The following is a 20,473-nucleotide window of genomic DNA, read 5'->3' as shown; positions in this document are numbered from 1 at the left end:
GATCCGACAACCGCTCACCCGCAGGCGACTTGACCTGCCCCACCCTCGCCACACCACAACCAACGAGGATCGGAGGACAAAGTCACTGGCATTGGCCCTAGATCCACCCGTGCTCGCGGGCGATCCGCACCGCCGCGTGCCGGTTCTCCGCGCCCAGCTTGGTCGCCGCCGAGGACAGGTAGTTGCGCACGGTGCCCTGGGAGAGCGCGGCCCGTTCGGCGATCTCCGCGATCGGGGTGCCGTCCGCGGCCAGCTCCAGGACGTCCGTCTCGCGCGGGGTCAGCGGGGTCTCCCCGGCGCTGATCGCGTCCGCCGCCAGCTCCGGGTCCACGTACCGGCCGCCGGAGCGCACGGTGCGGATGATGCCGGCAAGGTCGGCCGCCGAGACGGTCTTCGGCAGGAAGCCCCGGATCCCGACCTCCAGCGCCCGCTTCAGATAGCCGGGGCGGCCGTGGCCGGTGACGATCATGCAGCGGCAGTCCGGCAGCAGCCGGCGCAGCTCGGTGGCCACCTCGATGCCGTCCTTGCCGGGCATCTGCAGGTCCAGCACCGCGATGTCCGGCCGGTGCGCCTGGGCCATCGCCAGCGCCTCCGGGCCGGAACCGGCCTGGGCGACCACCTCGATGTCGTCCTCCAGCGAGAGCAGCGCGGCCAGCGCACCGCGGATCAGGTGCTCGTCGTCGGCGAGCAGGACGCGGACGGGTGCGGTGTCGGTCATCGGCGGGGCCTTCCTCGGCGGCAGGGGGTCAGAGCGGGACGGTGGCGAGCATCCGGAAGGTACCGGGTGCGGCGGTCGGGACGGTCAGCTCGCCGTCGTGGGCGGCCAGCCGCTCGCGCAGGCCGCGCAGACCGGTGCCGCCGCCCTGGGAGGGGAGCGGTGCGGCGGGCACCCCGTCGTTCTCCAGCTCCAGGACCGCCCGGCCGTCCTGCTGCCGCAGCCGGATCAGGCAGTGGGCGGCCTCGCTGTGCCGCAGCACGTTGGTGGTGGCCTCGCGGATCACCCAGCCGAGCACGGACTGCACCGGGGGCGGCAGCCGGTCGGCCTCCTCGCCGAGGTCGATCTCGCAGCGGACGTCGGCGGCGCGCAGCACCGCGCGGGCGCCGATCGCCTCGGCGTGCAGGTCGGCGGTGCGGTAGCCGCGGATGACGTCCCGGACCTCGCGCTGCGACTCCTGGGCGATCTTCTGCACCTCGGCCATCTGCTCGGCCGCCTCCGGGCGCCCGCGCCGGGCGAGCTGGACGGCGAGTTCGCTCTTCAGCGCGATGGTGGTGAGGTTGCGGCCCATCACGTCGTGCAGGTCGCGGGAGAAGCGCAGCCGCTCCTCGGCGACGGCCAGCCGGGACTGCGCCTCGCGGGCGGCGTCCAGTTCCCAGACGATGGCGGTGAGCCAGGCGAAGCTGCGGCAGCTGGCCCCGAGGAAGGCCATGGCGACCGCCATGACCGTCAGGAACCCGGTGGCCGTGGGAACGCCGATCCCGGCCAGCACCATGGGCGGGCCGACCGCCAGCACCATGCCGAGTCCGGCGGGGGCGGACCAACGCGGGGGCAGCCCCACGCACACCGGGCAGAAACCGAAGATCAGCAGGTAGCCGACGACGAGCGCGGTGAACGGGAACCGCGCCGGTTCCGCCGTCATGTCGCCGACCGGTCCCACCAGCATGACCGCCCAGGAACCGGCCACCACCAGGCCGACGGTGAGGACGACCCAGCGCCGGTGGTCGGTGGGCCGCCGCAGGTAGTGGTCGAGGGTCACCCGGAAGGTCCGCAGCAGCACCAGGGTGGCGGCGAGGCCGATCAGGAGGGACACCTGGACCGCGGGGGTGTTCCCGGCCGTTGCGGCTCCGGTGCCGATGGCGGAGAGCACTCCGGGCAGGAGGAACAGGGCCATCAGGTAGAGGCACCAACGGAGGTAGAACTCGGTGCGCTGCGGCTTGCTCAGACGCCGCCAGTTGCGCAGCGGTGACCGCATTCTCAAAACTTCCGCCCCTGTTCGACAGCGATCATGCTTTCCGCCTTCCTACCAGAGGTCGAATCGGGGGCGGTCCTTCGGATCGCCTTTCCGCCGCGGTCAGCGACGCGGTTCCCAGCGGAAGTAGCGCACCGCGCCCCAGACCGCCAGACCGAGCCAGACGGCACCGGTGACCAGGTGCGGGGCGGCGGCGCCCCAGCTGCCGAGGAAGTCGGTCGCGGCGCCGGAGCCGTCGGTGCCGAACCAGCCGACCCGGATCAGCTGGAAGGCCGGGGTGGTCGGCAGCAGACGGCAGACGTCGGCCAGCTGCGAGGGCATGACCTCCAGCGGGACGAACAGGCCGGAGCCGAACTGCATCACCAGCATGACGGGCAGGGTGGTGATGCCCGCGCTCTCCACGGTCCTGGTGAAGGCGCTGGACAGCGCGGCCAGGGCGATCATGGTGGCCAGCAGCATCAGCAGGCCGACCAGCATCAGCACCGGGTTGACCGGGACGGCCAGGTGCAGGCGGATGCTGCCGCCGATCCCGATCAGGGCGGCCATGAACAGCCCGAGGACGAGCGAGGGGACGGCGGTGCCGAGCAGGATCTCCAGGTCCTCGGCCTCGCCGGTGCGCAGCCGCTTGAGCACCAGCTCGCCGCGCCGCCCCACGTACGCGGCGGTCAGGTTGTAGTACACGACGAAGGCCAGGATCATCCCGACGGAGCCGTAGATCAGCAGTGAGTGGACGTCCAGCCCGGGGTTGTTCTCGGACTGCTTCTTGAGCAGCCCCTGGAGGGAGCTGATCAGCACCACCGGCAGCACCACGGCGGTGAACAGCGCGGTGCGGTTGCGCAGCAGCAGGGTGGCCTCGGCACGGCCGAGGGCGAGCAGCCGGCCGGCGGTGCTGCTCGGCGGGCCGGCGACGGTGGGGGTGGCGTCGGTGGCGTCGGTGGCGTCGGTGGCGGCGGTGGTCATCGGGCGGATCCGATCAGGCGGCGGCGGGCGGGACGGTCGGCGGCGGGGGCCTGCGGCGGGGCCTGGTGGGCGGCCTCGGAGGCGATGGCGAGGAAGGCCTCCTCCAGCGAGGCGCTGCGGGCGTCCAGGGCGCCGAGCGCGATCCCGTGGTGCCGGGCCCAGCCGAGCAGGTCGGTGAGGGTGTCCTGGAGGCCGATGCTCTGCACGGTGACCTTGCGGCCGTCGATGCCGACCTCGGCCCCGGGCAGGACGGGCAGCGCGGCCCCGGTGAACTCCGGGAGCTCGAAGGTGATCCGGGAGGGCCGCCCGGCGATCACCTCGGCGACGGTGCCGGTGGTCACGACCTGGCCGCCGTGCATGATGGCCAGCCGGTCGGCGAGCTCCTCGGCCTCCTCCAGGTAGTGGGTGGTGAGCAGCACCGTGGTGCCCTGGGCGCGCAGCTCCCGGACCAGCCGCCAGACGGCGGCGCGAGCCTCCGGGTCGAGGCCGGTGCTGGGCTCGTCCAGGAAGAGCACCTCCGGGCGGCCGAGCAGGGCCATCGCGAGGTCGAGCCGGCGCCGTTCGCCGCCGGACAGCTGCTTGACCCGGACGCCGGCCCGGTGGCCGAGGCCGACCAGCTCCAGCGCCTCCGCGACCGGGCGGGCGCCGCTGGTCACCCCGGCCCAGGCGCGGCCGGTCTCGGCGGCGGTGAGCTCGCCGGGGAAGCCGCCCTCCTGGAGCATGACGCCGATCCGCGGCCGGACGGCGGCGCGCTCCGTGAAGGGGTCGCGGCCGAGCACCCGGACGGTGCCGCCGCTGGGCGCGGCCAGGCCCTCGATGACCTCCATGGTGGAGGTCTTGCCGGCGCCGTTGGTGCCGAGCAGGGCGAACAGCTCGCCGCGGCCGACGGTCAGGTCGACGCCGCGGACGGCGTGGTACTCGGTGGTGCCGGTGCCGTAGTGCCGGTGCAGGTCGGTGACCTCGATCACGTTGCCGCCGGGGCGACCGGGCTTGCTCGTTTCCATGCCCCAAGCCTTCCGCCGCCCCGGGCGCGCGGGCAGTGCGCGCCGTCATGGACCGGCGGTGCGGATCCACGGGTCGGCGATGACAAATGTCATGGGGAATGGGGGAAGGAGCCGGAATACGTCGAAGGCCCCCTCGATCGAGGGGGCCTTCGCTCTGGAGCGGACGACGAGATTCGAACTCGCGACCCTCACCTTGGCAAGGTGATGCTCTACCAACTGAGCCACGTCCGCATGGTCAAACTATTGAGTTGTGCTGTGCTCGCGCACTGCGAGCGGACGACGAGATTCGAACTCGCGACCCTCACCTTGGCAAGGTGATGCTCTACCAACTGAGCCACGTCCGCACGGTGCCTGGTGGGGCACCCGCCGCCTCTTCGGATCTCTCCGTTGCGGCGACGAGGAATACTCTACAGCATCGTTCGGGGTGGTCGCCCCACCCCTTCGGTCCGGGCGGGCAGGGCGACCGGGGGCGGTGCCCCGACGGGGTCAGTTCGCCTCGGCGAACGCCTCGTACACGTGCTTGGGGATCCGGCCGCGGGCCGGCAGTTCCATGCCGCGCGACAGGGCCCAGGCACGCACGGCGGCCGGGTCCGGGGTGAGCGCGGTGCGGCGGAAGGACTTTCCGGTGCGGCTCTGGCGCCGGCCGGCCGCGACGAACGGGGCGAGGGCCTCCCGAAGCTTTTCGGCGTTGTCCACGGACAGGTCGATCTCGTACGACTTCCCGTCGACGCCGAAGTGGACGGTTTCCGCGGCGGCGCCGCCGTCCAGGTCGTCGGAGAGCGTGACAACTACACGCTGAGCCATGGGTGTCAATCCTCTCGGGCAATTCGGCCGCCGGTTCACGGAGTGCGCCCCGTGGCCTGATGTGCACCAACTCGCGCAAGCGCACACGGGCAGGCCCGGTGGCCCGCCGGATACGCAGCACTTGCCGCGACAGGTGGCCCTATTCTGCACCCGAAGGGGGTCGAAATCGAAGAGTCCGGCATTCTTTTCCGGATATTCACGAGTCTTCGCGGGACTGCCGGATACCGATGTGCGGGACGGGCGGTTCTGTCCCCAAGTGCCGTATTCGGGTGTCCTCCGGGGGGTTCCCGTTCCGGGCGTCGAATCCCCGGAAACGGGCCGGCCCGGACGAGGGATGGCGGCGCCGGATCCCTTGCGGCGTAAGGGTCCTGGATCTACGCGCGTCACCTTCCCCGGCCAGCAATCCTGCCCCGAACGGCCGGTAGTCTGGAGTTCCCCCGCCTCACCGAAGACACCACCGGGAGTGCCAGTGGCACGCGTCGTAGTCGACGTCATGCTCAAGCCGGAGATCCTCGACCCCCAGGGACAGGCGGTGCAGCGTGCACTGCCCCGTCTCGGATTCACCGGGATCGCCGACGTCCGCCAGGGCAAGCGTTTCGAGCTGGAGTTGGAGGGCCCGGTCGACGACGCCGCGCTCGCCCGTATCCGCGAAGCCGCCGAGACCTTTCTCGCCAACACCGTGATCGAGGACTTCACCGTCCGCGTCGAGGAGGCGGCGAAGTGACCACCCGCATCGGCGTCGTCACTTTCCCCGGCTCGCTCGACGACCGCGACGCCCAGCGCGCGGTCCGCCTGGCCGGCGCGGAGCCGGTCGCCCTCTGGCACCGTGACAAGGATCTCCACCAGGTCGACGCCGTCGTCCTGCCGGGCGGATTCAGTTACGGCGACTATCTGCGCTGCGGCGCGATCTCCCGCTTCTCGCCGGTCATGGAGACCGTCATCGAGCAGGCCAGGCTCGGAATGCCGGTCCTGGGTATCTGCAACGGCTTCCAGGTGCTCTGCGAATCGCACCTGCTGCCCGGCGCGCTCACCCGGAACGACTCGCTGCACTTCGTCTGCCGCGACCAGAAGCTGCGCATCGAGAACGCGGAGACGGCCTGGACCGGGGATTACTCGGCGGGTCAGGAAATCGTCGTGCCGCTGAAGAACGGCGAGGGCCGCTTCGTCGCCGACGCGCACGTCCTGGACGAACTGGAGGCGGAGGGCCGGGTCGTGGCCCGGTACCTCGACGTCAACCCGAACGGTTCGTACCGCGACATCGCCGGCATCACCAACGCCGCCGGCAATGTCGTCGGCCTGATGCCGCACCCGGAGCACGCCGTGGAGCCGCTCACCGGTCCGACCACCGAGGGCCTGGGCTTCTTCACTTCCGTACTGAAGCAGCTGGTGAACGCCTGATGAGCCTCGACACCGTCAAGAACGCCGAGCAGACCCCGGACGCCGCCCAGCCGTGGGCCGAACTCGGCCTCAAGAAGGACGAGTACGCGCGCATCCGGGAGATTCTCGGCCGCCGCCCGACCGGCGCCGAACTCGCGATGTACTCGGTCATGTGGTCCGAGCACTGTTCGTACAAGAGCAGCAAGGTCCACCTGAAGCAGTTCGGCGAGAAGAAGCCGGATTCGGACGCGATGCTCGTCGGCATCGGCGAGAACGCCGGTGTGGTCGACGTCGGCCAGGGCTACGCGGTGACCTTCAAGGTCGAGTCGCACAACCACCCGTCGTACATCGAGCCCTACCAGGGCGCGGCCACCGGCATCGGCGGCATCGTGCGCGACATCCTGGCGATGGGCGCCCGCCCGGTCGCCGTGATGGACCCGCTGCGCTTCGGTGCGGCCGACCACCCGGACACCCGGCGCGTGCTGCCCGGCATCGTCGCGGGCATCGGCGGCTACGGCAACTGCCTGGGCCTGCCGAACATCGGCGGAGAGGTCGTCTTCGACTCCTGCTACCAGGGCAACCCGCTGGTCAACGCGCTGTGCGTGGGCGTCATGAAGCACGAGGACATCCACCTCGCGCAGGCCTCCGGCGCAGGCAACAAGGTCATCCTGTACGGCGCCCGCACCGGCGGCGACGGCATCGGCGGCGTCTCGGTGCTCGCCTCGGAGACCTTCGACGACACCAAGCCGGCCAAGCGCCCGGCCGTCCAGGTCGGCGACCCGTTCCAGGAGAAGCTCCTGATCGAGTGCACCCTGGAGATCTTCCGGGAGAAGCTCGTCAAGGGCATCCAGGACCTCGGCGGCGCCGGCCTGTCCTGCGCCACCAGCGAGCTGGCCTCGGCGGGCTCGGGCGGCATGCGGATCGACCTCGACACGGTGCACCTGCGCGACCACACGCTCTCGCCGGAGGAGATCCTCATGAGCGAGTCGCAGGAGCGCATGTGCGCGATCGTCGAGCCCGACAAGGTCGCCCGCTTCCTGGAGATCTGCGAGAAGTGGGACGTCATCGCCAACGTCATCGGTGAGGTGACCGACGGCGAGCGCCTGGAGATCTTCTGGCACGGGGAGCTCGTGGTGGACGTGCCCCCGCGCACCGTCGCCCACGAGGGCCCGACCTACCAGCGCCCCTACGCCCGCCCGAGCTGGCAGGACGCGCTGCAGGCCGACGCCCCGACCGCCGAGCGGCTGGCCCGCCCGACCACCGGCGAGGGCCTCAAGGCCGACCTGCTGAAGGTCGCGAGCCACCCGAACCAGGCCTCCAAGTCCTGGATCACCGACCAGTACGACCGCTACGTGCTCGGCAACACCGTGCTCTCGCACGGCGAGGACTCGGGCATGATCCGGATCGACGACGAGACCAACCTCGGCGTCTCGGTCGCCACCGACGGCAACGGCCGCTACGCCAAGCTGGACCCGTACACCGGTGCCCAGCTGGCCCTGGCCGAGGCGTACCGCAACGTCGCGGCCGGCGGTGCCAAGCCGCTCGCCGTCTCCGACTGCCTCAACTTCGGCTCCCCCGAGGACCCGGACGTGATGTGGCAGTTCGCCGAGGCGACCCGCGGCCTGGCCGACGCCTGCCTGGTGCTCGGCACCCCGGTCACCGGCGGCAACGTCTCGCTGTACAACCAGACCGGCGAGGTCGCCATCCACCCGACCCCGGTGGTCGCGGTGCTCGGCGTCATCGACGACGTCACCCGGCGCACCCCGGTGGCCTTCGCCGAGGAGGGGCAGCTGCTCTACCTGCTCGGCGACACGGCGGACGAGCTCGGCGGCTCGGCCTGGTCGCAGGTCGTCCACGACCACCTCGGCGGCCTGCCGCCCAAGGTGGACCTGGAGCGCGAGCGGCTGCTCGGCGAGATCCTGATCTCGGCCTCGCGCGACGGCATGATCGACGCCGCGCACGACCTGTCCGACGGCGGCCTCGGCCAGGCGCTCGTGGAGAGCTGCCTCAAGGGCGGCCACGGCGCGCGGATCGTCGTGCCCGAGGGCACGGACCCGTTCGTGTTCCTGTTCTCGGAGTCGGCCGGCCGCGCCGTCGTGGCGGTGCCGCGCAGCGAGGAGCTCCGCTTCAACGACATGTGCACCGCGCGTGGCCTGCCGGCCACCCGGATCGGTGTGGTGGACGGCGACTCCCTGGACGTCCAGGGGCAGTTCACCGTCTCGCTGGCCGAGCTGAAGGACGCCCACACCGGCGTCATCGAGGCCCTGCTCGCCTGACCCGGCGGTTTCGAGAGGCGGACGGTTCTCCGGAACCGTCCGCCTCTCGGCGTATGTTGGGCCCCATGCCTGCCAAGTCCCGTACGTACCAACCGCAGAAGGTCCGCGCCGCGCTGGCCGCCCAGACCGGGGCGCTGCGCGCCGCCGTGGCCGGGCTGGGCGACGAGCAGCTGGACCTGCCGACCAGGTTGGGGGACTGGCGGGTGCGGGAGCTGCTCGCTCACCTGGCCGTCCAGCTCGACTTCCTGCCCGTGCACCTGGACGACCCGCTGGAGGGGCGGCCGGCGCTGGACCTGCTGGGCTGGGTCTCGGCGGTCGGCACGGTCGCGCCGGCACTGGACTCCCAGACCCGGGAGCGGGCCGCCGCCGGGTTCGGCGGGGACGCGGCCTCGGCGGCTGCCGCCTTCGGGCGGGCCGCCGACGCGCTGACCGGGCTGCTGGAGCGCCCCGAAGCCGCCGACCCCGCACGGCGGTTGGAGATCCGGCTGGGCTCGATGCTGCTCTCCGATCTGTTGGTGACCAGGCTGGTGGAGACGGTGGTGCACGCCGACGACCTGGCCGACGCGCTGGGCCTCGCCGCCTTCCCGCACGACCGCCAGGCCGTCGCCGCCGTCACCCGGCTGCTGGCGGACGCCTTCGCCGACCGGGTGCCCGGCGGCGCGGTCGAGCTGCGGATCCCGCCGTACGCGGTCGTCCAGGCCGTCCCGGGGCCCAGGCACACCCGCGGCACCCCGCCCAACGTGGTCGAGACCGACCCGCTGACCTGGATCCGGCTGGCCACCGGCCGGGTGCCGTGGGCGGCGGCGGTGGCGGACCACGGGGTGGCCGCCTCGGGGGAGCGCAGCGACCTGGGGGAGTACCTGCCGGTGCTCGGCTAGCCGGTCAGTGGATCTGCCCGACCAGGGCTTCGGCGGCCTTGCGCAGCGGTTCGCCGGCGAGGGCCGGGTCCTGCGCCGCCCGGCCGGTGGTGTTCTGGTCGAGCATCAGCACCAGGTCCCCGTCGCCGTGCAGCGCGATCCGGGCGACGGCGGCGGTGCCCCCGCCCGGGGTGAGCTTGGTCTGGCCGACGGCGGGCCGGTCGGCGGAGAACTGGGAGAGCTGGTCCACGCTGAGCAGCCCGGCGCGCGCGATCGAGGGGAGCATCATGCTGATGCCGTAGTCGTTCTTCGGCACGGCCAGCAGCTCGACGTCGACGGTGGACGCGCCGACCGTGTACGAGCAGGTGATCTGGGCGCTCGGGGGAGTGGCCGGCATCTCGGTCACGGTCGGCGGGTGATCGGTGTTCCCCGAGGGCCAGGGCTGGGCCGGGACGCCCTCCCCGGCGTTGCCCGTGACGGAGCGTCCGTCGGTCACGGCGGGGGCGACGGCGCCGGTGATCCCGGCCGCGGCGGCGGCCTTGGCGAAGTCGAGGCCGAACGGGCAGGTGCTGGAGTCGTTCTTGAACAGGTCCAGGGCGGTCGACCGGACGCGGTCGTAGGAGAGCGCTCCGCCGCCGGTGGCGGTGGAGGTCGAGGTCGAGGACGAGGACGAGCAGGCCGCGGTGCCGAATGTGATCCCGGCGACGGCGAACGCGGCGGTGAGCCTCAGGCGTTGGGCAGCGGTCATGATCGGAGGGTAGGCCGTGGACGTGCCGGAGGGTTGCCGTTCAGGTCTCAACTCCGTTGCACTGCGGGACGGCGGCGAGGGGCCGCGGGACGGCTACGGCACCGCCGGGCCGCTCAGGTAGGTGCCGTCCGCCGAGTACGGCCAGGCGTTCGGCGCGCAGCCCTTGAGACCGTAGATCTGCTGCATCATCGCGGGCGCGGGCTTGCCGGGGCCGGGGCAGGTCTCGTGTCCGTGGCCGATCCGGTGGCCGACCTCGTGGTTGACGATCAGCGCCCGGTACTCCTCCAGCGGGCCGCTGAACTGCGGTGAACCGGTGTTCCAGCGCTTGGAGTTGACGAGCACCTGGTTGCCGACGTTGCAGTTGACCTCGCCGTGGGTGTCCAGCCCGGAGGCGCCGCAGATCTTGTCCACGGTGGCCGGGGAGGCGATCTTCACGGTGAAGTCGTACGAGCCGCCCGCGACCAGCTGGAAGGCGTTCTTGTGGTCGTTGGTCCAGCCGCGGCGGTCGCCGAGGATGCCGTGGATCTGCCCGGCGGCGGAGGCGGCGTCGATGCCTATGCCGTCCTCGACCTCGACCCGGTAGCGGCGCACGGTGCCGCGGCCGACGGCCTTGGCGCTGGCGGGGGCGATGCTGAAGGTGCCGGCGCCCTTGGTGGGGCCGGGGTCGGGCGCGGTGGGCGTGGGCGTCGGGGCCGTCGTGGGGGTGGGGGTGCCGGTGGGTGTCGGCGTAGCCGGGGCCGTGCCGGGTGACTGCTCGCCGGGCGGGGCGACCCGGGCCTGGGCGGTCGCGGCGGGGGCCGGGGCGTCCGAGGGGCGGTCCAGGGCGAAGGCGGCGACGCCCAGCAGCAGGACGGAGGCGACCAGTGCCGTGAGCATGCCAGGGCCGATCCGGCGGGGTGGCCTGCGGCGTCGACGGGCAGTGCGAGCGTTCTTCGGTGGAGCGGCTCGCCTGCGGGCGGTTCTGGCTGCGGGCACGAGCGACACCCTGGCATGCGAACGGGTGAATGTCTACATACCTGGTATGCAGCCGCGGCCGGCCCCGGTCGACCGACGGCCCCGGGGAGCGGACCGGGTCCAGCGGCTCGCGCCGGTACGGCCGGTCGGGCGGTGCGCCCGCGGGCCGAGGCGCCCCCGCAGCTCCGGGGCGGCCGGGCCGTGCATCCGCCCCGCGGGGCCCGGTGACCGGAGCGGGGCGGTTGACCCCTGGGCCCCGGGTGGCAGACTGCACTGCATGGCGATTCACAGGAATCTTCTCGACGGCCCCGACCCGACCCTCCTGCCGGAGGACGAGCAGCCCTACCGGATGCTGGCGGAGGAGTCGGCCTCACCGACCCAGGTGGCCGCCGACTTCCCGGCCTTCTGCCTCGCCTGGGCCATGCTCGCCGACGACGCCTACGCGGCGGGCCGCTACGTCGAGTCCTACGCCTACGCCCGCACCGGCTACCACCGGGGCCTCGACCAGCTGCGCCGCAGCGGCTGGAAGGGCCACGGGCCGGTGCCGTGGGAGCACCGCGGCAACCGCGGCTTCCTGCGCTGCCTGGCGGCGCTCGCCCGGGCGGCCGGCGCGATCAAGGAGACCGAGGAGGAGGCCCGCTGCTGGCAGTTCCTGAAGGACAGCAGCGCGGAGGCGTACGCGGAGCTCAAGCAGTAGGACCACGGAACCATCCGGACAAGACCGTGCCCCCGGCGGGATACCGCCGGGGGCACGACCGTTGTCACGCGCGACCGTCACCCGCGACCGTCACGCGCGCTCCGGCGGGCTCACTTCAGGCGCTTGCCGGCCGAGCGCAGCTGCTCGGCCGCCTCGACCACGCGGGCGGCCATGCCGGCCTCGGCCAGCTTGCCCCAGGTGCGCGGGTCGTAGGTGTTCTTCTTGCCGACCTCGCCGTCGACCTTCAGTACGCCGTCGTAGTTGGCGAACATGTGGCCGGCCACCGGGCGGGTGAAGGCGTACTGGGTGTCGGTGTCCAGGTTCATCTTCACGACGCCGTTCTCCAGCGCGGTGGCGATCTCCTCGGCGGTGGAGCCCGAGCCGCCGTGGAAGACGAAGTCGAACGGGTCGGTCTTGCCGTACTGCTTGCCGATCGCGTCCTGCAGCTCGCGCAGCAGCTCCGGCTTCAGCACGACGTTGCCCGGCTTGTACACGCCGTGCACGTTGCCGAAGGAGGCGGCCAGCAGGTAGCGGCCCTTCTCGCCCAGGCCCAGGGCCTCGGCGGTGCGCACGGCGTCGTTGACGGTGGTGTACAGCTCGTCGTTGATCTCGTGCGAGACGCCGTCCTCCTCGCCACCGGTCGGGGTGATCTCGACCTCAAGGATGATCTTGGCGGCGGCGGCCTGGGCCAGCAGCTCCTGGGCGATGGACAGGTTGTCGGCGAGGGTCTCGGCCGAGCCGTCCCACATGTGCGACTGGAACAGCGGGTTCTCGCCCTTGGCCACGCGCTCGGCGGAGACCGCCAGCAGCGGGCGGACGTAGCCGTCCAGCTTGTCCTTCGGGCAGTGGTCGGTGTGCAGCGCGACGGTGATGTCGTACTTGGCGGCGACGATGTGCGCGAACTCGGCGAGCGCGACGGCGCCGGTCACCATGTCCTTGTTGTGCTGGCCGCCCAGGAACTCCGCGCCACCGGTCGAGATCTGGATGATGCCGTCGCTCTCGGCCTCGGCGAAACCGCGCAGCGCGGCGTGCAGGGTCTGCGACGAGGTGACGTTGATGGCCGGGTAGGCGAACTTGCCCGCCTTGGCCCGGTCGAGCATCTCGTTGTAGACCTCGGGAGTTGCGATGGGCATGCGATCCGCTCCTGTCGGGTTGCGGCGTACGGACGGTGCTGTCCGACGCTGTGTACGCCTTCGTGACGACTCCGTGCCGGCCCGCCGACGCGCGGCGCTGCGGTGTGGCTCTCCGGCACCAAGGTTCGAGGCGACCTCCGCGGTACGGCCATGAGGGTGGTGGCCCGGCCGCGGACCGGACGCCTGTGCCATCTTCCCAGACTCGTGCCCGCAGGTCAGCAGGAGCCCGCCTGTCGGGACGTCGCCGGGGGAGGCTCGGCCGGAAGTCGACGGCGGGATCCCCGGACCTGGGCCGGACCCGGGCCCGATCGGAGCCGGACCTGGGCCGGACCCGCGCCGGACCCGGGCCCACCGGCTCGGCCGGGAGCCGTCCGAAAGGTACGCCCGCTATCCTGCGCCCGTGGACTACAACCAGCTGGCCGTCAATCTGCTCGACGCCAAATCCCTGATCTCGTCCCTCGGCGCCATCGGGCTGATCGCGATCATCTTCGCGGAGACCGGCCTGCTGGTCGGCTTCTTCTTCCCGGGTGACTCGCTGCTGATCATCGGAGGTGTCGCCGCCTCGAACGCCGCCTCCTCGGTGCTCGGCGACGGCGCCAAGCTGCCGATCGCGGTCCTGCTCACCGGCTGCCCGATCGCGGCGATCGCCGGTGCCCAGCTGGGACACCTGATCGGGGCCAAGGTCGGGCCGAAGATGTTCGACAAGCCCGAGTCGAAGATCTTCCGCCGCGACTACGTGATCAAGGCGGAGGAGTACTTCAACAAGTTCGGCTCGGGCAAGGCCGTGGTGCTGGCCCGCTTCATGCCGATCATCCGCACCTTCCTGAACCCGGTGGCCGGCACCCTGGAGATGCCCGCCAAGACCTTCTTCGTGTGGAACGTCGTCGGCGGTGTGCTCTGGACCGAGTCCATGCTGCTGATCGGCTACTTCTTCGGCGACGCGCTCGCCCCGGTGATCGACAAGTACCTGATCCCCGCGGTGCTGCTGATCGTGCTGCTGTCGATCTCGCCGATCCTGGTCGAGGTCATGCGGGAGCGCCGGAAGAAGAAGGCCGGCCTCGTCGAGGCGCCCGCCGCGGACGCCATGCAGGGCAGCGGCGGCGGGCGGCACCGGCGCGGCTGAGGTCCTCGTTCACGGCCTCGCTGCAAACGCTTCGAGGGCCGGGCCCCGTTCCACGTGGTTTCACGTGAAACAGGGCCCGGCCCTTCGTCTTGCCCGGGGTTCCGTACGCTCAGAGACCCAGGTCGTCCAGGGTGTACGCGGTCACGTACTGCAGGCCCTGCTCCTCGACGGCGCCCGCGCCACCGCGCTCGACGATCACCGCGACGCCGACCACCTCGGCGCCCGCCTCGCGCAGCGCCTCGACGGCCTGCAGCACCGAGCCACCGGTGGTGGAGGTGTCCTCGACCGCCAGCACCCGGCGGCCCTTCACGTCCGGGCCCTCGATCCGGCGCTGCAGACCGTGCGCCTTGCCGGTCTTGCGGACCACGAAGGCGTCCAGCTTCCGCCCGCGCGCGGCGGCGGCGTGCAGCATCGAGGTGGCCACCGGGTCGGCACCGAGGGTCAGACCGCCGACGGCGTCGTACTCCAGGTGCGAGGTCGCGTCCAGCATCACCCGGCCGACCAGCGGGGCGGCCTCGCCGTCCAGCGTGATCCGGCGCAGGTCGACGTAGTAGTCGGCCTCCTTGCCGGAGGAAAGGGTGACCTTGCCGTGCACGACGGCCTTGTCCTTGATCTGTGCCAGCAGGGCGTCGCGGTCGTTGCTCATGAGCGTTCAGTCTAGGGCCTGTGCCGGGCCGGGCGGCCCGGGAAGCGCTCGTGGCTAGCGGCGGCGCAGCGCCCTGACCAGCACCACGGCACCGCCCAGCAACGCCACCGAGCCACCGATCACCCACGGCACCGCACTGCGGCCACCCGCGCCCGGCACCACGATGCCGCCGGCCTCGCCGCCCCAGCGGGACGCCGCCCGGGCCCGCGCGCTGCGGGCCGGCAGCGCCGGGGCGTAGCGGCCGCGCGGCGGGGCGTGGTCCACCTCCTCGGCCGAACGGCCGACGATGCTGCGGCGGACCGGGCCGGTGAGCTCCGGCTCGTCCTCGTAGGCGAACAGCGGCTCGGCGGGGAGCTCCTCGGCGACACCGTCCTGGGGGCCGTCGCCGCCCTCCCCGGCGGCGTCGGCCGCGTCGACGTCGTCCTCGTCCTCCTCGTCGGCCGGGCCGGTGGGGAGGCCGAAGCGCTCGGCGTCGGCGTCGGAGAAGGCGATCAGATCGGAGAGGTCGTCGTCCAGGTCGTCGCCGGGCTGGTCCTGGCGCTCCTCGATGAAGAGGATCTCGGCGTCGGCACCGGTCCCGTCCGTGCTCTCGTTGCCGGCCTCGGTCCCGGTACCGGTCCCGCTCGTGAGCTCCTCGTCGCCCTCCTCCGGGGCGTCCGCCGCGTCCGGGGCGTCCGGCGAGGTGAGCGCGGTGGCGAAGCGCTCCAGCAGACGGCGACCGGCGGCGTCGAGGGTCTCGGCGTCGAACTCGGCCAGTCGGCCGGTGGCGCTCAGGTCGCCCGTGAACCGGACCGTCGCGGTGCCGTCCTCGGCGCCGTCCGTGACGCTCACCCGTACGGTGGCGGTCGCCTCACCGCTGCCCCGGGCCTCCTGACCCTCGGCGAGCACGGTGAGCACCCCGTTGCGCCCCTCGATCAGCGACAGCACGCCCTTGAAGGTGATCGTGGAGCCGCCGATCCGCAGCTTCAGCCGCCCACCGATCTCCTCGGCCGACCCGGCCCCGACCGCCGCCGGCTCGGTGCTCAGCCCGGGGACGCTCCGCGCCAGCAGCGCCGGATCCTGCAAGGCCTGCCGCACCAGCTCGGCGGACATCGGGACGACAACCTCATGCTCCATGCAACGGAGCCTACCGACTGGGCCCCGCCCGGTCCCTACCCACCACCGCGCGACTTTCCGCCACCCCCCGCACCCGCCGCGTCCGCTCGCCCGCGGGCCCGCCCGCGGCCCTACGGGCCGGCCGGTCCGCGCGGCGCCCTTCCCCTCGCATTCCGGCCGCCCTCCCTCCCTCAGCGGGGCCCGAGGAGCGTGAGCGGGGCCGGGGGGCGAGGTGGCCGGAGGGCGGTGAGGCGGGCGCTGGAGCTACGGAGGGCGTCGGGGGTGAGGGCGCGGGGCGGTGGGGCGTCGGGGCCGAGGGTGAGCGGGGGCGGGGTGGCGGCGGCCAGCACGAAGTCCTGGGTGCTGTCGGGCGGGCCGGGGCGGCAGGCCGCGGTGGCGCTGTCCTGGACCGCGTACGGGGTCGTCCGCAGGCCGGCGGCCCGCAGCCCCGACTCGATCCGCCACAGGCCGCCGCCCCCGCCTTCCCCACCCTCCCCGCCCCGGACGGCGATCCGGCCGCCGGGGGCCAGCAGCCGGGCCGCGAGGCCGTAGAACTCCTGGGAGTGGAACTTGACCGGCCCGCCGTCGGAGGGCGCGGGCAGGTCGGCGAGCACCACGTCGTACTCCTCGGCGGGCGCGCCGCGCAGCCAGGCCATCGGGTCGGCGGCGGTGGTGCGGACCCGGGAGTCGTCCAGGGAGTGGCCGTTGAGGGCGGCGAGCCCGGGGTCGGTGCCGGCGAGCCGGGGGAGGGTCGGGTCGGCGTCGACCAGCCGGACGGAGCGGACGCCCCGGTGCCGCAGCACCTCCCGCAGGGCGAGGCCGTCGCCGCCGCCGAGCAGCAGGATCCGGGCGTCGGACCCGGCGGCCAGGGCGGGGTGGACTAGTGCCTCGCTGCCCCGGTACTCGTCGGGCCCGCAGACCGCGAGCCGTCCGTCGAGGTAGAGCCGGAGCGGGCCGTCGGCGGGGCCGGTGAGCACGATCTCCTGGTACCGGCTGCGGGTGGCGTAGCGGACCTGGTCGCCGTAGAGGGCGTGCCGGGCGGCGCGTTCGATGGAGTCGGAGCCCGCGGCGGCGGCCGCGAGCACGGCGAGGACGAGGGTGCAGCCGCCCCAGAGCAGCCGTCGTATCCGGGGGGCGGGCTCCTCGCGGAAGAGCCAGAGCACCACGGCGGCCCCGGCGACGGCGTTGACCGCCCCGGTGAGCAGGGCGCCGTCGCCGGGGCCGAGCCGGGGCAGGATCAGGAAGGGGAAGGCGAGGCCGCCGATCAGCGCGCCCACGTAGTCGGCGGCGAACAGGTCGGCGACCGCCCGTCCGGCGTCCTCGCGCCGGATCCGTTGGATGAGGGTCATCAGCAGCGGGATCTCGGCGCCGATGAGGATGCCGATGAGGCAGGTGAGGCCGACCATCGCGGCCTGGTAGCGGCCGATCCACGCCCAGCACGAGTACAGGGCGAGGACGGAGAGCCCGCCGCTGAGCGCGAGGGCGCACTCGACCAGGGCGAAGGCGGTCGCGGGGCGGCGGGTGAGCCGCTTGGCGAGCAGCGAGCCGAGGCCCATCGCGAACACCATGACGGACAGCACGACCGAGGTCTGGGTGACCGTGTCCCCCAGCAGGTAGTCGTCGAGCGCCACGAGTTCGAGTTCGTAGACGAGTCCGCAGGCCGCGCAGACGAACGCGGCCAGCAGGACGGTGAGCCGGGCGAGCCGGGGGCGGGAGCGCAGCCGGGACCGACGGCGGGCGGGCAGGGGGATGAGGCTTCGCCCGGGCAGGGGTGGCGTGCCCTCGTCGAGGTCCACTTGCGGGTGTGCGGGCGGACCGGCCGGATGGTTGATCACGAACAAACGCTAGGGGACGTGTGTGACGGATAGCTGCGCCCATCCGACGGACAGTGAGGGCTGCCGGATTGACGAATCGTTCCTGCGTGCGATTCATGGGCTTGTACTGAATAGCGTATGACCGGACAGGTGGTCCTGCCCGGGTCGTTGGTCCTCACGGCCCCGACACCACCAGCGAGGAGCGGGTGCAGACCAGCTGCCCCTCCTGCGGGTAGGCGTGCCAGGTCCGCCAGAGCAGCCGGTCCGGGCCGCCCTGGGTGACCAGTGCGGTGAAGGCGCTCGGGTCGCCCGGGAACACCCCGGCGAGACCGCGCGGGTGGCCCTCGACCAGGGCCAGCAGCTCCTGGGCGCGGGCCGCGAAGTCGTGCGGCGGCAGCGCCTCGATCCGGGCGGCGAATTCGTACTCCCATCCGCCGACCTGCTTGGCGACCCGGGCGGGCAGCGGGGTGCGGCGGCCGGGCAGGCAGGCGACGGTCTCCAGGCAGTCGCCGGGGCCGGCCGAGATCACCACCTGGTGCGAGGCGCCCAGCAGCCGCAACTGGAGGGTGCCGGAGGTGTCGGGGTGGCCGCCGTCGAGTCTCAGGTCGCGGACGGCGAGAGCGGGCAGCGGATCGCCGCCGAGGCACCAGGCCAGGTCACCGGCGCGGGTGTCCGTGTAGGAGGTCTGCAGTGTGGTGAGCATGCTCGGCTCCGCGTTTCAGCTCCGTGCGCGCCCGCCGAGCAGCAGCGACTAGGCCTAGGCGATGGCGAGGCTGTGCGTGGCTGTGCGGCCCTGGGCGCGGCCGACCGTGGAAGGAGGGATTCCGGCTGGAGATTCAGCAGCAGAGAAGCATGAATACGCCGGGTCCGTCGGTGATTTACCCAACTTTGTGAAGCATTCACCGCTTCGAGCACACCTGCTTCCCGGCCCTGATCGACCCGATGTGCGACTTTGCACAGCGCGCGCCCCTGTCACCGGCCTGCGCGCCGTGCACGCCGGTTGTGCGCCCTTGGCGCGCTCCATGCGCCGCAGCCCTCCAGACACAGGGCGTGGAGGGCGGCCGGGAGTGCCAGGAGGGTCGCCGGATTTGCCTCACGGGCAGCAAAGAGGCCTTCCGTTCATGAAAGTTGAGTGGAGATCAGAACTGGCGTCGGAGCGGCACCGCCCCCGTTCGAGGGGGGCGTGCGAACCCCACGCCACGCCGTGAGCGCGCAACCCCCACCCGAAGCACCCTGCCTCCTTGCACAAACCCGCCCCAGCTGGGCTAAGGCCCACTCCCGGACCCCTCGCCTCCCGCTCCGACGGTCCGTCCGCCGGTCGCGGCGGAACCGTCAAGTACGGTTCTCAGCAGGGGACTTACCGGGTCTTGAGTGCCCTTCCGAGATGCTGGAGGCGGCCGACGGCCTCCTGGGGCACTTCGTCGCGCTTGCAGAAGGTGAAGCGGACGAGGCTGCGGCCGGCGTCGGTGTTGTCGTAGAAGACGGCGTTGGGGATGGCGACCACGCCGCAGCGTTCGGGCAGGGAGCGGCAGAAGTCGATGCCGTCCTTCTCGCCGAGCGGGGTGATGTCGGTGGTGACGAAGTAGGTGCCCTCGGGGGTGAAGGCGCGGAAGCCGGCCGCGGTGAGGCCGTCGGTGAGGTACTGCTTGGCGGTGCGGACGGCGGAGACCAGCGCGGGACTCACGGTGACCCAGCCGACTCGGTGTTCGTACACCTGTTTCTGGCGCTCCCGCGTGAGCGAATGTGCCCTCGGTGGGCGGATAGCTGCGCTGCACGGCAAGTGTGGAGGACGGGTGATTCCCGGGCAGCGCCAGTGCCGATTCGGCCCCGGCCCCGGAGAACGCGTTCAAGACTCACGCCCGTGACGAGCTGGCCGGTGAGCTGTTGAGCGTGGATACTGCAGATCATCCAGGGCGAGGCGAGGATCTCGGCTGGAGACCTGAGGGCGGAATCGACACGCTGACGGTCCAGGAAAGAAAAAACGGGCTAAAGGCCAGAGGCCCACACCCGCACCCGCAGTTTAGATGGACCGCACCGAGGATTGCAACCATCGGTTACGCTGAGCTGTCGGCGCTGGTCGATGCGCTGCCGCCCTGGGCTGGGACGAGCTGGTTGTCGCGGTAGATCTTGATGTTGAGTGCTTCGGTCTTGCAGCCATTGAGGAACGTCGCAACCTCGTACTTCTGGCGGACGTAGCCTGCGAGTTGGGCCTTCGGGCTTCGCAAGCCGGCCGCGCCTACGCTCTGGCGGAACTCGAACGCAACGGCGCTTACGAGCAGGTCGACGAGTTGTAGGGCGTCGGCGGCCCGCGAGTCGAGCCGGACGACCTTGGAGACGGCAAGGCGTTGGAGGCGCTGGTTGACGCGGGCCTTGATGGACTCCTCGAACGTCACGCCCGCCGGGGTGGAGTAGTTGTCCGCGAGGACCGTGACTACCTCGAACGGTCGGATGCTTCCGAGGAGGAGCTGGAACGCGAGGGATTCGTATGCCTCGAACTGGCCGCCGAACCGTGCTACTGGATCAGCGGCGTCGCGGTCGCAGACGAAGCACGAGAATACGGCATCCGACTCGACGAGCAGGTCAACTACCTTGCGGTAGAAAGGCAGTGTGTCACGCGTGAGGGCGACGTAGTGGATCTCCTGGTACCAGTGCTCCCGGTCGCGAAGCAGTTGTACGGCGCGGAGAAGCCGTGCAGGCTCCTCCAGCTTGAGGCACCCGACGGCGAAGAAGCGGTCTTTCGCGATGGCGCCGCTCTCATCCAGGAACGCGACGGCCGTTGGCTGGTTCATCGGCACCACCACGCGGTCCGCAGGTTCGAGCTTGCTGATCGTCCCCACCACTTCCCTGATCATCATTGACAGCCTTGCCAGTTGCGATCCTGGCAGAGGAGTTCGTCTGTACCGGCGCGCCGACGTGCTGGCGGGTGGATCGGGCGATTGCCCGTCCTTGCCTACGCTGGCACCCTACCGCGGTACTGGTCAACTCCACCGCGGTGTTGACGAATTGATCCGCGGTCAG

The 20,473-nt window shown here is 72.0% G+C and carries 19 protein-coding genes, 2 tRNA genes and 1 pseudogene; 6 read left to right on the top strand and 16 right to left on the bottom strand.

Annotation, left to right across the window (positions count from 1 at the left end; translation table 11 throughout):
- Positions 1-97: 97 nt before the first annotated feature.
- The 7 genes from ACFV1W_RS18145 to ACFV1W_RS18115 all read right to left on the bottom strand — a co-directional run bounded on the left by ACFV1W_RS18145 (position 98) and on the right by ACFV1W_RS18115 (position 4,735).
- On the bottom strand, positions 98-718 hold the full coding sequence (locus tag ACFV1W_RS18145; protein ID WP_380417660.1) for a response regulator: 621 nt from the start codon (positions 716-718) through the stop codon (positions 98-100).
- A 28-nt stretch (positions 719-746) separates the two neighbouring features.
- Positions 747-1,970 carry a sensor histidine kinase gene (locus tag ACFV1W_RS18140; protein WP_380417658.1) on the bottom strand — a complete coding sequence of 408 codons (1,224 nt, stop codon included), beginning with the start codon at positions 1,968-1,970 and terminating at the stop codon, positions 747-749.
- Positions 1,971-2,069: 99 nt separating this feature from the next.
- A complete protein-coding gene (locus ACFV1W_RS18135) occupies positions 2,070-2,927 on the bottom strand; it encodes an ABC transporter permease (RefSeq protein ID WP_380417656.1) in 858 nt (285 codons plus the stop codon).
- Positions 2,924-3,931, bottom strand: a complete 1,008-nt coding sequence (locus tag ACFV1W_RS18130) for an ABC transporter ATP-binding protein (RefSeq protein WP_380417654.1) — start codon at positions 3,929-3,931, stop codon at positions 2,924-2,926. Before ACFV1W_RS18130 ends, ACFV1W_RS18135 begins: the two co-directional genes overlap by 4 nt.
- A gap of 155 nt (positions 3,932-4,086) precedes the next feature.
- Positions 4,087-4,162 (bottom strand) — tRNA-Gly (locus ACFV1W_RS18125).
- Between the two features lie 40 nt (positions 4,163-4,202).
- A tRNA-Gly gene (locus tag ACFV1W_RS18120) sits at positions 4,203-4,275 on the bottom strand.
- 142 nt (positions 4,276-4,417) lie between these two features.
- On the bottom strand, positions 4,418-4,735 hold the full coding sequence (locus ACFV1W_RS18115; RefSeq protein ID WP_030056585.1) for an Lsr2 family protein: 318 nt from the start codon (positions 4,733-4,735) through the stop codon (positions 4,418-4,420).
- Between the two features lie 469 nt (positions 4,736-5,204).
- Between ACFV1W_RS18115 and purS the strand changes: the two genes are divergently transcribed.
- From purS to ACFV1W_RS18095, 4 genes are all read left to right on the top strand, one after another.
- Positions 5,205-5,459, top strand: a complete 255-nt coding sequence (gene purS / locus ACFV1W_RS18110; RefSeq protein WP_030278336.1) for a phosphoribosylformylglycinamidine synthase subunit PurS — start codon at positions 5,205-5,207, stop codon at positions 5,457-5,459.
- A complete protein-coding gene (gene purQ / locus ACFV1W_RS18105) occupies positions 5,456-6,133 on the top strand; it encodes a phosphoribosylformylglycinamidine synthase subunit PurQ (protein ID WP_380417652.1) in 678 nt (225 codons plus the stop codon). The genes purS and purQ overlap by 4 nt, the downstream gene beginning before the upstream one ends.
- Positions 6,133-8,388, top strand: a complete 2,256-nt coding sequence (purL, locus tag ACFV1W_RS18100) for a phosphoribosylformylglycinamidine synthase subunit PurL (protein ID WP_380417650.1) — start codon at positions 6,133-6,135, stop codon at positions 8,386-8,388. Before purQ ends, purL begins: the two co-directional genes overlap by 1 nt.
- 65 nt (positions 8,389-8,453) lie before the next feature.
- Positions 8,454-9,266, top strand: a complete 813-nt coding sequence (locus ACFV1W_RS18095; RefSeq protein WP_380417648.1) for a sterol carrier family protein — start codon at positions 8,454-8,456, stop codon at positions 9,264-9,266.
- A 4-nt stretch (positions 9,267-9,270) separates the two neighbouring features.
- Here ACFV1W_RS18095 and ACFV1W_RS18090 read toward each other — a convergent pair whose 3' ends face one another.
- Both ACFV1W_RS18090 and ACFV1W_RS18085 read right to left on the bottom strand, forming a co-directional pair.
- Positions 9,271-9,993 (bottom strand): hypothetical protein, encoded by a 723-nt coding sequence (locus ACFV1W_RS18090; RefSeq protein ID WP_380417646.1) that lies wholly within the window; start codon positions 9,991-9,993, stop codon positions 9,271-9,273.
- Between the two features lie 93 nt (positions 9,994-10,086).
- Complete coding sequence (locus ACFV1W_RS18085; RefSeq protein WP_380417644.1) at positions 10,087-10,869, bottom strand: DUF3152 domain-containing protein; 783 nt, start codon at positions 10,867-10,869, stop codon at positions 10,087-10,089.
- A 355-nt stretch (positions 10,870-11,224) separates the two neighbouring features.
- Between ACFV1W_RS18085 and ACFV1W_RS18080 the strand changes: the two genes are divergently transcribed.
- The gene (locus tag ACFV1W_RS18080; protein WP_380417642.1) at positions 11,225-11,644 is read left to right on the top strand and encodes a DUF3151 domain-containing protein; all 420 of its coding nucleotides are present in this window, start codon (positions 11,225-11,227) and stop codon (positions 11,642-11,644) included.
- Positions 11,645-11,754: 110 nt separating this feature from the next.
- Here ACFV1W_RS18080 and fbaA read toward each other — a convergent pair whose 3' ends face one another.
- Positions 11,755-12,777: a class II fructose-bisphosphate aldolase gene (gene fbaA / locus ACFV1W_RS18075; RefSeq protein ID WP_380417640.1), complete on the bottom strand. Its 1,023-nt coding sequence runs from the start codon at positions 12,775-12,777 to the stop codon at positions 11,755-11,757.
- Positions 12,778-13,177: 400 nt separating this feature from the next.
- On the opposite strand from fbaA, the gene ACFV1W_RS18070 reads away from it, so the two are divergent.
- Positions 13,178-13,900 carry a DedA family protein gene (locus ACFV1W_RS18070; RefSeq protein ID WP_380417638.1) on the top strand — a complete coding sequence of 241 codons (723 nt, stop codon included), beginning with the start codon at positions 13,178-13,180 and terminating at the stop codon, positions 13,898-13,900.
- Between the two features lie 109 nt (positions 13,901-14,009).
- On the opposite strand, the gene pyrE is transcribed toward ACFV1W_RS18070, so the two are convergent.
- From pyrE to ACFV1W_RS18040, 6 genes and pseudogenes are all read right to left on the bottom strand, one after another.
- Entirely contained in the window at positions 14,010-14,546 is a 537-nt protein-coding gene (gene pyrE, locus ACFV1W_RS18065; protein ID WP_380417636.1) for an orotate phosphoribosyltransferase, read from the bottom strand.
- Between the two features lie 54 nt (positions 14,547-14,600).
- On the bottom strand, positions 14,601-15,662 hold the full coding sequence (locus ACFV1W_RS18060) for a hypothetical protein (RefSeq protein ID WP_380417634.1): 1,062 nt from the start codon (positions 15,660-15,662) through the stop codon (positions 14,601-14,603).
- A gap of 170 nt (positions 15,663-15,832) precedes the next feature.
- Positions 15,833-17,476, bottom strand: coding sequence for a polyamine aminopropyltransferase (locus ACFV1W_RS18055; protein ID WP_380417632.1), 1,644 nt, complete (start codon positions 17,474-17,476; stop codon positions 15,833-15,835).
- A gap of 154 nt (positions 17,477-17,630) precedes the next feature.
- Positions 17,631-18,158: a DUF2617 family protein gene (locus ACFV1W_RS18050; RefSeq protein WP_380417630.1), complete on the bottom strand. Its 528-nt coding sequence runs from the start codon at positions 18,156-18,158 to the stop codon at positions 17,631-17,633.
- Between the two features lie 654 nt (positions 18,159-18,812).
- A pseudogene (locus tag ACFV1W_RS18045) lies at positions 18,813-19,157 on the bottom strand (aminotransferase class I/II-fold pyridoxal phosphate-dependent enzyme); the annotation flags it as partial.
- 352 nt (positions 19,158-19,509) lie between these two features.
- Positions 19,510-20,295 (bottom strand): DUF3800 domain-containing protein, encoded by a 786-nt coding sequence (locus ACFV1W_RS18040; RefSeq protein ID WP_380417628.1) that lies wholly within the window; start codon positions 20,293-20,295, stop codon positions 19,510-19,512.
- Positions 20,296-20,473 lie beyond the last annotated feature (178 nt).

Source organism: Kitasatospora sp. NPDC059648 (assembly GCF_042734825.1).
GTDB lineage: Bacteria > Actinomycetota > Actinomycetes > Streptomycetales > Streptomycetaceae > Kitasatospora.
Note: the sequence above shows the minus strand (reverse complement) of the source record. Positions and strands in the feature narration are given on the sequence as shown.